This is a genomic window from Aurantibacter aestuarii, assembly GCF_003008425.1.
GTDB lineage: Bacteria > Bacteroidota > Bacteroidia > Flavobacteriales > Flavobacteriaceae > Aurantibacter > Aurantibacter aestuarii.
The window spans coordinates 48,931-61,291 of the sequence record NZ_PXOQ01000015.1 but is presented as its reverse complement, the minus strand read 5'-3'; the positions used below and the strand labels follow the sequence as shown (position 1 = coordinate 61,291).

14 protein-coding genes are annotated in these 12,361 nt (G+C 31.8%); 2 read left to right on the top strand and 12 right to left on the bottom strand.

Annotated elements, in window-relative coordinates; translation table 11 throughout:
* The first annotated feature begins 49 nt into the window (after window positions 1-49).
* Window positions 50-268, top strand: a complete 219-nt coding sequence (locus C7H52_RS11535; RefSeq protein WP_106464060.1) for a hypothetical protein — start codon at window positions 50-52, stop codon at window positions 266-268.
* Between the two features lie 17 nt (window positions 269-285).
* Here C7H52_RS11535 and C7H52_RS11530 read toward each other — a convergent pair whose 3' ends face one another.
* From C7H52_RS11530 to C7H52_RS11475, 12 genes are all read right to left on the bottom strand, one after another.
* Window positions 286-849, bottom strand: coding sequence for a hypothetical protein (locus C7H52_RS11530; protein WP_106464059.1), 564 nt, complete (start codon window positions 847-849; stop codon window positions 286-288).
* Complete coding sequence (locus C7H52_RS11525) at window positions 846-1,259, bottom strand: hypothetical protein (protein ID WP_106464058.1); 414 nt, start codon at window positions 1,257-1,259, stop codon at window positions 846-848. Before C7H52_RS11525 ends, C7H52_RS11530 begins: the two co-directional genes overlap by 4 nt.
* Before the next feature lie 5 nt (window positions 1,260-1,264).
* Window positions 1,265-2,665 carry a M20/M25/M40 family metallo-hydrolase gene (locus tag C7H52_RS11520; RefSeq protein WP_106464057.1) on the bottom strand — a complete coding sequence of 467 codons (1,401 nt, stop codon included), beginning with the start codon at window positions 2,663-2,665 and terminating at the stop codon, window positions 1,265-1,267.
* Between the two features lie 197 nt (window positions 2,666-2,862).
* Window positions 2,863-3,735 carry a PPK2 family polyphosphate kinase gene (locus tag C7H52_RS11515; RefSeq protein WP_106464056.1) on the bottom strand — a complete coding sequence of 291 codons (873 nt, stop codon included), beginning with the start codon at window positions 3,733-3,735 and terminating at the stop codon, window positions 2,863-2,865.
* Window positions 3,736-3,744: 9 nt separating this feature from the next.
* Entirely contained in the window at window positions 3,745-4,290 is a 546-nt protein-coding gene (locus C7H52_RS11510) for a hypothetical protein (protein WP_106464055.1), read from the bottom strand.
* Window positions 4,291-4,293: 3 nt separating this feature from the next.
* Window positions 4,294-5,457, bottom strand: coding sequence for a sigma-54-dependent transcriptional regulator (locus tag C7H52_RS11505; protein WP_106464054.1), 1,164 nt, complete (start codon window positions 5,455-5,457; stop codon window positions 4,294-4,296).
* On the bottom strand, window positions 5,457-6,335 hold the full coding sequence (locus C7H52_RS11500) for a hypothetical protein (protein WP_106464053.1): 879 nt from the start codon (window positions 6,333-6,335) through the stop codon (window positions 5,457-5,459). The genes C7H52_RS11505 and C7H52_RS11500 overlap by 1 nt, the downstream gene beginning before the upstream one ends.
* A 23-nt stretch (window positions 6,336-6,358) precedes the next feature.
* Window positions 6,359-7,288, bottom strand: coding sequence for a mechanosensitive ion channel family protein (locus C7H52_RS11495; protein ID WP_106464052.1), 930 nt, complete (start codon window positions 7,286-7,288; stop codon window positions 6,359-6,361).
* A 2-nt stretch (window positions 7,289-7,290) separates the two neighbouring features.
* Window positions 7,291-8,595, bottom strand: coding sequence for an ABC transporter permease (locus C7H52_RS11490; RefSeq protein ID WP_106464051.1), 1,305 nt, complete (start codon window positions 8,593-8,595; stop codon window positions 7,291-7,293).
* A complete protein-coding gene (locus C7H52_RS11485) occupies window positions 8,596-9,519 on the bottom strand; it encodes an ABC transporter ATP-binding protein (RefSeq protein ID WP_106464050.1) in 924 nt (307 codons plus the stop codon).
* Window positions 9,520-9,831: 312 nt separating this feature from the next.
* The gene (dnaJ, locus tag C7H52_RS11480) at window positions 9,832-10,947 is read right to left on the bottom strand and encodes a molecular chaperone DnaJ (protein WP_106464049.1); all 1,116 of its coding nucleotides are present in this window, start codon (window positions 10,945-10,947) and stop codon (window positions 9,832-9,834) included.
* Between the two features lie 18 nt (window positions 10,948-10,965).
* Complete coding sequence (locus C7H52_RS11475) at window positions 10,966-11,535, bottom strand: nucleotide exchange factor GrpE (protein ID WP_106464048.1); 570 nt, start codon at window positions 11,533-11,535, stop codon at window positions 10,966-10,968.
* Window positions 11,536-11,691: 156 nt separating this feature from the next.
* Here C7H52_RS11475 and C7H52_RS11470 point away from each other — a divergent pair, with 156 nt between their 5' ends.
* Window positions 11,692-12,339, top strand: a complete 648-nt coding sequence (locus C7H52_RS11470; RefSeq protein WP_106464047.1) for a YceI family protein — start codon at window positions 11,692-11,694, stop codon at window positions 12,337-12,339.
* Window positions 12,340-12,361 lie beyond the last annotated feature (22 nt).

Genomic DNA, 12,361 nt, shown 5'->3' with positions numbered 1-12,361 from the left:
CTCTTAACAAGACCATAACTTAAATTAAATTATCTTTAAAATAAAAGTTATGTCTAAAAAACCACATTTCCAGTCTCACTCCGCTCCTGCAGATATGCATGATGACGGTGTTTATTTTAATAAAAACTTAAAAGCAAAAAAGGACGCTAAAAACCGTACAGAGCAACAAATTAAAAATGAAAAAACAAAAAATAAAGATGCCGTACGAACACACAGCACTAATATTGACCATAATAATTTAACTCACGACGAAAAATCTAAGGATTAGAATTATTCTAATTAATTTTATTTTCTGACTGTACCCATAAAGTGATTTACTTTTGGGTTAATCGGGTTTTCAGAACTTCGTCTGTTAGATGAAATTTGTCCACAGTGCCAAATAGCATCTGAAATTGGACCGTTAATAGCGTTCCAAAATGGAATTTTGTTATCTCCAAAAATGATAAACATTGTACTTAAATCTTCTGTTTCTCTTAAAACTTCAGAAGCCTTTTTTAGATTACTTAAAGTTTGTTCCCTTAAATCTAAATACGACAAATTTACCTCTTCATTTTTATTTGGTGAATAAAGAGTTGCATTCAACACAATTTTTGATAAATCGTAGATGTGTTGAATTGTTTCTAATGTAGTTCTAGCTTCTTCATTTGGTTTATACTTTAAATCGGCAACAGATAAATTTTCAGTAGCATGATAAAATCGAAATCCTAAAGCCTCAACTTGTCTAGCTGCAACTGTTCCTGCTGTGTATTTTTGAGGATGTTCTGGCAGTTCATAAAATGGCAGCTTGCTATCTTGAGCACTTATACTACTTACACTTAATAAAATTAAAAGAATGATTAGGTTTTTCATATTAAATTACCGGAATTAGTTAAAAGCTGGAATACTTTATTAATATCTTTTTCTTGAAAATCGGATAAATCTATTTCTTCAGGTTGCTGTCTGTAATGAAACGAAATTACACCATTAGTTACACTGATAGTTTCTAAATATTTAAATTGAAAAGTGCGCTCTTGTAAAATATTTCTGTTTAATCGGATGGTTATACCTTTTTTGTTATAGCTTACATAGTGCTTATACCATAACGTTTGAGTAAAATGTAAAGCTATAATTGCATAGGCTAAAACTTTACAAAGTTTGTTTAGTTTTGAATACTCAACGTCTAAAATTTCAAAGTAACTTATAAATAGTAATGTAATAGCAATAGCCAATGGAATTGCTTGAGTTAATGTATTTAATTTATGAAATTTAAACTGCTTCAAACCATTTACTTCTTTAAAGGCTTTTCTTCTTTAATAGTTTTAATTCCATAAGTATCTATCAAATATACTAAACTGGTCATTGTTGCTGCACCAAGCTCCAATTCTCTTTTATTTACCGCATCAAATGTATCATTTTCAGCATGATGGTAATCGAAATATCTTTGAGAGTCTGGTCTTAAACCCGCTAATACATTAGTTTCTGTTTTTAATGGTCCTACGTCTGCACCACTTCCTCCTTTTTCAAAATAATGAATTAAATAAGGCTTAAATAAATATTGCCAACTTAATATTTGATTATAATTTGCCTGATCACAATCGAAACTAAAGCCTCTTGGTGTAAAACCTCCTGAATCACTTTCTAATGCAAAAATGTGTTTTTCATTATTTTGCTTAGCGACTTGAGCATATTTGTTTCCTCCACGTAACCCATTTTCCTCATTCATAAAAAGCACTACACGAATACTTCTTTTTGGCTTAATATTACTTTCTTTTAATAACCTTAAGACATCCATAGATTGTACTACTCCTGCACCATCGTCATGAGAACCATCTCCTAAATCCCAAGAGTCTAAATGTCCGCCTACCAAAATATATTCATTCGGAAATTGACTTCCTGTAATTTCTCCTATGACATTGTAAGACTGTACATCTTCTAATTGCTCGCAGCTTTGTTTGAAATAAAACTGAAGATTTTTATTCGTTTTTAAAGCTTTAGATAATTTATTAGCATCATTAGTACTAATTGCTGCTGAAGGAATACGCTGATGATTTGGTAAATCGCCATAAGACATGCTTCCAGTGTGAGGAAAATCGTCTTCGCGTAAATTCATTGAACGTACAATAACGCCAACTGCTCCGTATTTTGCCGCTTCCATCGCTCCAGAATATCTCTGATTGACACAACCGCCATACGCGTTAAAAGTTTGTATAAGATCGGCTTGCATTGGACGATTAAAAAATACTATTTTCCCCTTAATATTATCAGTACCTAAGGTTTCCAATTCTTCAAAATTTTGAACTTCTACGACTTGAGCTTCAACACCAAGATTTGGCGTTGGAATAGAACCTCCTAAAGCACAAATATTAACATTTACAATATCCGAACCTATTTGAAAATAAGCTTCTTCCTTTTCTCCTCTTACCCATTTTGGCACCATAACAGGTTGTAACCAGACTTTATCCAATCCTAATTTTTCTAACTCAGCTTTGGTGTATTGTACCGCTTTTTCTGCATTTTCTGAGCCTGAAAGTCTTCCTCCTATAGCGTTAGATAAATGATCTAACCACTGGTAACTCTGTCCATTAGTTAAAGATTGTGTATAAATGGTTCTGATTTTCTCTTTGTCTGTTTGTGCATGTAAGACTACTGTAAAAGAAGTAAGTAGAAGTAATGTAAATAATTTCATAAGTCTTATTGAATATGTTTAAAGATACTATTAAAATTAAAAAAACCTTAAAATTACTTTAAGGTTTTGTATTCTTTGCGTTAGCGGTTGTAATGGCATCCTTTTTTTGCTTTAATAAATGGCAAAAAAAGATAGAATGGAAAACGCCGTTGTTTGTTTTTAGCGATAGCGGTAAACAAACAAAAACGCCCAAAAAATTAAACTTCGTTATTTAACTGTGATTTGTACAACTCTATATTTGCTTTGGTTTCTGCATCTAGCTCCGGTTCCTTAATATCTTTATATTCGCTTAAACGGTCTAAAAGGATATTTGCAACAATAACTCGTGCTGCTTCTTTAGAGTCGGCTGGTATGCTATACCATGGCGCATGATCTTTTGAGGTTTGATTTAAAACGTCTTGGTAACATTGTTGATATGAATCCCAAAGTTTTCGTTCTTTTAAATCTCCAGCAGAAAACTTCCAATTTTTTTCTTTTTTATCTAGGCGGCGTAACAATCTGTTTTTTTGCTCGTCTTTAGAAAGGTTTAAAAAGAATTTAAATATTATAGTGCCATTTTCTGCAATGTGCTTTTCAAAATTATTGATTTGTTCAAAACGTTTTGTCCAGAATTTTGGTGTAATATCTCCAACATTTTTAATTTCCGGCAAATCTTCATTTAAAATGTATCCTGGATGTACGCGAGTAACCAAAACATTTTCGTAATGTGTTCTATTAAACACACCAAATTTCCCCTTTTCTGGTAAAGCGATATAATGACGCCATAAGTAGTCGTGATTTAATTCCAGTTCGGTTGGTACTTTGAAGCTGTGTACCACAACGCCACGTGCGTTAAAATCTTTAAACACTTCACGGATTAAACTATCTTTACCTGCGGTATCCATACCTTGAATACATATAAGCACTGCATATTTGCCGTGTGCATATAGCGTATCCTGTAATTCGCCCAGTTTTTTACGAACGGTTTTAAGTTCTTTTTTTAATTTTTTCTCATTAACCTCAAAGGTGGGCTTTGTTCTTAGTTCATTTATTTTGACTTGAGAACTTATTTTATAGTCTGATAAATTCATATAACATTTTTAATCAATTTCGTCTTCTTCATCTTCATTAACGGTTAGCGGGTGATCTGTAATCCCTAAACCTATAATTTTTATTATACTAACTACTGTATTATATAACATTAACACAACTACTATTAAACCACCGCTTAAGATTGCTGATAAGCCCAAACTAATATAATATATAATTGAATACCATGAATGAGGAACGTTTTCTGCTTCTGTTACAGGAATATTCATCAACTGAAAAACAATCATAGCAGCAACAAAAACAATGGTATCTATTTTTGCAATTAATAAAACGTGTTTATAATGCTCTTTGTTTAATTTAGAATTAGAACTTGAACTTATACTTAGCAAAGTTAGTAGTAACGCCAAAATAGTGGCTGAACCTAAAACAATCGTATTACAAAGTGCATTAATTCCTGGTAATGAAGATGTTATTAAAGACTTAGCTTCATAACCACTAATATTTCCTAAACCATAAGCGCCTAAACCAATTATTAAACTAGCTAGAACACCTCCAAAAAGTGCACGTTTATTATATACCGATAGTTTTAATTTCATATGTTATTTACTTGCAAATAATTTAACATCTTGCTCGCTAACTTCCTTGTTTCCTAAAATTAATAAACGTTCAACCACATTACGAAGCTCTCTAATATTACCTGTCCAATCATATTCTTGAAGTAATTTTACAGCTTTATCACTAAACGTCTTTAATGCAGTACCTTGCTCTTCGGCTATTTTTTTTGCAAAGTGACTTATTAATTCTGGGATATCATCTCTACGATCGTTTAATGCCGGAACTTTAACAAGAATAACTGCTAAACGATGGTATAAATCTTCACGAAAACGACCTTCTTCAATTTCAGTTTTTAAATCTTTATTAGTGGCAGCCACCACACGTACATCTACCTTAATATCTTTATCACTACCCACACGTTGGACGCGACTTTCTTGGAGTGCTCGCAATACTTTAGCCTGAGCTGATAGACTCATATCTCCTATCTCATCTAAAAAAATGGTTCCTTTATTAGCAGCTTCAAATTTACCTGCGCGATCTTTTGCTGCGCTTGTAAAAGCCCCTTTTACATGACCAAACAATTCACTTTCAATTAATTCACTTGGTATTGCAGCACAGTTTACTTCAATCATTGGTCCTTTTGAGCGTGTACTTTTTTCGTGTAACCAATGTGCAACCAACTCTTTCCCAGTTCCATTTGGTCCTGTTATTAAAACACGTGCTTCTGTTGGTGCAACTTTCTCAATCATATCCTTAATTTGAGCAATTGCATCACTTTTACCAACCATCTCGTATTTTCTAGAGACTTTCTTTTTAAGGAGTTTATTTTCTACAACTAGTTCCTTTCTGTCTAAAGCATTACGTACAGTATTTAATAAACGGTTTAAATCTGGCGGCTTTGAAATATAGTCAAAAGCTCCTAAACGCATGGTGTTTACTGCTGTATCTAGGTCGCCATGACCTGAGATCATTACAAACGGAATTTCTGGTTTTACTTTTTTTATAGCTTCCAAAACCTCAACACCATCCATTTTTGGCATTTTTATGTCACAAAGTACTAAATCGTAATCTTCTTTTTTAATTTTTTCTGCACCTTCTAAGCCATCTTCAGCTTCATCGACTTGATAAGTATCACTTTCTTCTGATAAGATTTTAACTAAAACTCTACGAATTGCAGCTTCATCTTCTATTACTAATATTTTTGCCATTATATTTTAAATTTAAGTCCAGTTCTTAGATAAACAGATGGTTGGTCTTCAAACGTATATATATCTTCTCTATCATTATCTCTTAATCTGTGATCATTAGATATCGTGTATGCAAGATATGCATAATACAATAAGTGGTCTGTAAAATAGTGCTCATAACCTACACCTCCTAATATGGTTGTCATAGAAATGTGTTCTGCTAATTTATTATCTACTATTAGATTTTTTTGAATATTAGCATGAAAATTATCTAAAGTCACAAAAGTTTGCACATGATTTTTATCGTCTATTTTATAACGAACATTTGTTTTTGGCACACCTAAGGTGTAAGTCCAATTTGGATGAAACTCCTTATAGTAATTAATAATAGGCAATGGAAAATCTCTACCTGGAGTTGTTGTATAGTTTAAACCTAAAATTAAACGACTTGGCTTTTCTACATCTTCTTTTCTGGTTCGGTCTCTAATTGCATAAACATTTGCTACATATATATAATCATCACTTACCATTTTACCCACAAAATTAGACGCTAGTCTTAGTCCTGCGTTTCCGGCATAAATCCAATCTCCTTCAGTTCTATGGACATAGCCTAAAGTAGCTTCAATTCTTTGAATGTTCTCTAAGTCTTTGGTTTCAAAAGGTATATTATTATTAAACTCTAAATTTGTAGTTCTATAATCTCCACTCACAACAAAATAATCGTTTTCATTAATTTTTAATGGAAGTTGAAAAAATCCTCGAAAGCGTTGGATACTATTTTTGGAGTTGTTGTTTGGAATATTTAAATATTCAACTCTTAACAAGTCGCTAGTTTGTGCTGTTAAATGCATAGCAAAACAAACTACACACACCATCATAATTTTTTTAAATAATTTCATAATTATTTGAAGTTTGGGGTTGATTAATCTTTAGTTAAGTCGTTATTAAAGTTTTTAGTTTGAAATACATGAACATCTCTTTGTGGGAAAGGAATAGTTACATTATGTTCTCTAAAAAGTTTATCTATTTTAAATCTAATATCACTTTTTGGGTTATTGGCCTGAAAACTATCGTCTATAGTAAATACCAATTTAAAATCTAAAGAGCTATCACCAAAATTGGTAAAAAACACAGTAGGCTCTGGTACTGCGATAACATCTTCCTGCTCATTAGCAGCTTGCAACAACAATTTTTTTACCAATTGCACATCGCTACCATAAGCCACACCAACCTCAACACTTTCACGAGTTAATGTACCGTTTTGAGTCCAATTATACAGACTATTGGTTAAGTATAAATGGTTTGGTATAACTAGAACCTTATTATCTATAGTAACTGCTCTGGTAGTTCTTAACTTAATTTCTATAACGCGTCCAACCTTATCTTCAATTTCTATAATATCACCTACATGAACAGATTGGTCTACTAATATAAAAACCCCAGATATAATATCTTGAAACAAAGTTTGCAAAGCTAGACCAATACCTATTAATAATGCTGCAGAAGCAGCAAAAACTGCGGTTACAGAGATTCCTATGGAATGCAATGTTCCAAGAAATATAATAAGATATATTAACCATCTAAAATAACCATAAACGACTCCAAATTTATCTTTGTCTTCTTCTGGCAAGCTTTTAGTTATAAGTCTGTAAACAACTTTTAAAACTATTGAAGCAATAAATATGACTGTAACTAATAAAACTACATTCCAAAGGGTTATTGAGATCTTATCTGTAAAATAATATTCTTTACTCATTACTTCAGAAAACTTAGTCCATAAAGAACTTTCAGCAATAGTTTCACCTATTACTTCTACTTTCTCCTCTAATTTTTCAACAACTTTTTCCTGCATAATTAATATTTAATCCACTTAACTAATTCTTTATAACTTGGTTTTTTACCATACATTAAAATCCCTATTCTGTAAATTTTTGCTGCAAACCAAACCATTACTAAAAAGGTTCCGATTACAATTAACAAAGACAAAATTTGCTGCCACATTGGAACGCCAAATGGAATACGCATAAGCATGACTACAGGTGACGTAAAAGGTATAAACGAAAATATAGTAGATACAGTTCCGTGCGGATTCTCTATAACCGTAAAAAACCCAATGTAAACCGCTAAAATTAGTGGTAATAACACCGGAAGCATAAACTGCTGCGTATCGGTTTCATTATCTACAGCTGCACCAATAGATGCGTAAATAGAACTATAAAGTAGATAACCAGATATAAAAAATAATAAAAAAGCAATAACTAAATTAGCTAAAGGCAAATGATAAAATGCTGTCATAACCTCTCCGACCTGCATTTGAACATCGTTATTTTGCATGGCCTGATTTGCTAAAACCTGTTGAGGAGCTTGAGTTTGCGAAAAATCTATATTAAAAATAGCCGACACTAAAACCAATAGTACAGAACCTAGACCTATCCAGATTACAAATTGTGTAATACCCGCTAAAGAAGTTCCTATAATTTTACCTAATAATAATTGAGTTGGTTTAACTGAAGAAATAATAACTTCGATAATACGACTTGTCTTTTCTTCAATAACGCTTCTCATAATCATGTTTCCATAAATGATTATAAACATGAATAATAAATATCCTGCTGCACCTCCAAAACCAAGTTTTAAAAAGCCTTCAATTTTAGAAGATTTTTGACCAGAAAAATTCTCTTGAGCAATGGTAATATTGACTTGAGAATCCTTTATGGCTGAAATATCAATAGCTCTTTTTGTATAATTTAGTTGAGTTAATTTTTTTTCAATTAAACGCTCCAAGTCTGAAATAACACTAATACTTGGTGTATCATCCGAAAAAAACTGGACATTGGTTTGATTTTCATTTAAATTTGAAATAACTAATAAACCGTAATAATCTGAAGATTTTGTAAGATCTTTAGCTATAGAAAGTTCTGCATTATTTAATTGATGGTATTTATAAGTATCATTAGATTTAAAATCACTTGAAAATAAACCCGTTTGATCCAAAACTGAAATATCTTTAACCTTATCATTATTTACCTGTGAAAGAAAAGCAACAACAGTAAATAATCCAATAAACAATAATGGACTCAAAACTGTCATAATTATAAATGACTTATTTCTAACTTTTGTTAGATATTCTCTTTTTATAATAAGTGGCAAATGGTTCATTTAACTTTGATTTACCGTTTGAATAAATATATCATTAGCAGAAGGTATCTGCTCCTTAAAATATGAAACTTCTCCTATAGAAATTAAATACTGCAATAAATCGTTAGCCGATTGGTTATGCTGTAATTGAACACTAAATTTTAACTCTTCATTTAAAGTCTTAAAATGGGCATCGTTTACATTAAACTTAGAGTGAAAATCTAACTCATTATAGGAATTAGTAGGATTTATTCCAACTTGAAAGGTATTGGTTTTGTATTGACGCTTTATATCTAATAGATTTCCATCTATTAACTTATTAGACTTATGTAATAAAGCTATATCATCGCACAATTCCTCAACAGATTCCATTCTATGTGTGGAGAAAATAATTGTAGCGCCATCTTCACGCAAGCGCAGGATTTGATCTTTTATAAGATTTGCATTTACAGGGTCAAAACCTGAAAAGGGCTCATCAAAAATTAAAAGCTTAGGCTCGTGTAACACAGTTACAATAAACTGTATCTTTTGTGCCATACCTTTTGACAACTCTTGAATTTTCTTGTCCCACCAGTCTCCGATTTCTAATCGTTCAAACCATATTTTTAAGCGCTTTTTCGCTTCTGTTTTACTAAGTCCTTTTAATTGAGCTAGATAAATGGCTTGCTCACCAACTTTCATGGATTTATATAATCCTCGTTCTTCTGGCAAATAACCTATATTTCTAATATGGTGAGGTTTTAAACTTTCGCCATCTAAAAAAACCTCGCCCGAGTCGGGCATAGTAATTTGATTTATAATTCTAATTAAAGTCGTTTTCCCTGCTCCATTAGGTCCAAGCAGCCCAAATATTTGCCCTTTATCTATGGATAAAGACACATTATTTAAAGCTGTATAATTTCCAAAAGTCTTAGAAACTTCTTTAACTTGAAGTAATTTATTCATTATGGGGTTTGGATGATTAGTTCGTAAATATAGAAAATGTTAAAATGTAACGATTTACTATTATGAATAATTTAATACAATTTAATTGAAGTGTATTTTAACAAAATTATTGTTACAAACACATCCAAAAAACAAAACCCACCCTTAAAAAAATTAAGGATGGGAAAAAATTGCTATGAAAAAGAAAAATTACCATTAGTGTTATCTAATGATATTCAAATATACTATTTTTTATCAAACAAGGTATAAATCATGCCTAAAAAGTTAAACAAAACCTAAATTTTAACGTATTACGGTATATTTTTAATGTTTTTAAGAAAACATATCTTTTACTTTTTCAAAAAATGATTTGTCCGATTGTTCTGGTTTTGGAGAAAAATGCTCGTCTTCTCTCATACTTTCAAAAAACTCTTTTTGCTCTTTGCTTAATGTTTTTGGTGTCCAAACATTAACATGAACTAAAAGGTCTCCTTGTCCATAACCATTAATACTAGGAATACCTTTACCTTTTAAGCGCAAAATTTTACCAGACTGTAAGCCTTGTTCTATTTTAATTCTTACTTTTCCAGTAACGGTTTCTATTTCTTGTGATGCTCCTAAAACTGCATCTGGCAAACTCACATATAAATCGTAATGTAAATTATCTCCTTCTCGTTGTAGCTTTGGATGTTCCTGTTCTTGTATAACCACTAATAAATCTCCAGAAATACCATTTCCTGGCGCAGCATTTCCTTTTCCGGATACTTTTAATTGCATGCCATCTACTACACCTGCAGGTATTTTAACTGAAATAGTTTCTTCCTCAGTTATTAAACCTTGTGTATCTGCATTTGCTGGTTTTTTATCAATTATCTGTCCTGCACCTTGACAAGTATGACAAGGAGCTGCCGTTTGCATACGACCAAGGATTGTGTTTTGGATTTTAGTTACCTGACCAGCACCGTTACAAGTTGTACATGTTTTATATGTTGTACCTTTTGCTTGAACTTTTCGTTTTACTTTAAGCTTTTTTTCTACTCCTTTAGCAACCTCTTCCAATGTTAAACTAACTCTAACTCTAAGGTTACTTCCTTTAACGGTTCGTTGTCTTTGTCCGCCTCCAAAGCCAGAGAAACCGCCACCAAAGCCACCACCAAATATATCACCAAATTGACTGAAGATATCATCCATATTCATTCCGCCACCACCAAAGCCGCCTTGTCCACCTTCAAATGCTTGATGGCCGAACTGATCGTATCTTGCCTTCTTGTTTTCATCGCTTAAAACCTCATAAGCTTCAGCAGCTTCTTTAAATTTAGTTTCTGCTTCAGCATCATCAGGATTTTTATCAGGATGAAATTCTATAGCTTTTTTACGATAAGCTTTTTTAATTTCAGCAGGTGTAGCGCCTTTACTAATACCTAATATGTCATAATAATCTTTCTTCATCGAAATAAGTTTAATGTATTATTGTCCTATAACCACTTTAGGAAAACGAATTACTTTTTCTCCAAGCTTGTACCCTTTTTCAACCACATCTATAATTTTCCCTTTCATATCATCTGTCGGGGCAGGTATTTGTGTTATAGCTTCATGGTTATCGGCATTAAAAACATCGCCTGCTTCTACTTTAATAGCTTCCAGACCTTTTTGCTCTAATGTTTTTAATAATTTTTGATAAATTAAAACCACTCCTTTACGTAGCTCTTCTGCTTCTTTATCATCCTCAATATGCATCAAAGCACGTTCAAAGTCGTCTAAAACTGGTAACATCGAGATCATAACATCCTGACTAGCGGTTTTAAACAACTCGATGCGTTCTTTGCTAGTTCGTCTTTTATAATTTTCAAATTCTGCAAACAGTCTTAAAAATTTATCTTTTTCTTTATCTAAATCCATCTGCAACTGTTCTTCAGGACTAAGTGTTTCTTCAGTTGTTTCCGCTTCTTTTTTTATATTTTCCTCTTGATTTTCAACTTCATTTAAAACCTCTTCTAGTTGATCTTCAATTGCTTTTTCTTCTTTATTAGTACTCATAAATCCAAATGATTTGTTTAATCGAATTTTAATTTGCAAAAGTACTGCCATTTATATTAAAATGTCAAAATGTCACAGAATAAATTTTAAGTTTTTTTTTAGATAATTTCAGCTTTGTGTATTTACTTTTGGTATCAAACATAAAACATTAAAAAAATGAAAAAACAACTATTAAATATTGTGACTATTTTAGCTATTACAGCTGTATTCACGTCGTGTAAAGACAATGTCAAAGAAGCTGAAACCACAGAAGAACAAATGGTTGAAGAAGTTGCGATGACTGCAGACTATAATGCTGTTGCAGATAAGTCTATGGTAATTTGGAAAGCCAATAAAATTGTTGGTGGTCATGAAGGAACTATAAATTTAGCAAATGGTATGGCTCAAATAAAAGATGACAAGTTAGTAGGTGGTAAATTTGTATTTGACATTAAATCTTTAAAATGTACAGATATTCCTGCTGAAGATGAAGCAAACGGAAAACTAGTTGGGCATTTATTAAGCCCAGACTTTTTTAATGCGGAAGTACATGATACTGCTACCTTTGAAATTACTAGTGTTGAAAACAGTACTATTAGTGGTAACTTAACCTTAAAAGGAATTACTAAAAATGTTACTTTTCCAGCAAATGTAAATATGGAAAATGATATGGTTATGATTACAAGCGACACTTTTAAAATTGATAGAACAAAGTGGGACATCAATTATAATTCAGGATCTGTTATGGATGCTAAAGCTTTAGGCGATAAAATGATTAAAGATGATGTAGAACTTAAAATTGATGTTGTTGCTAAAAAAGCGTAAATAATTAATTAGTCAAAACAGA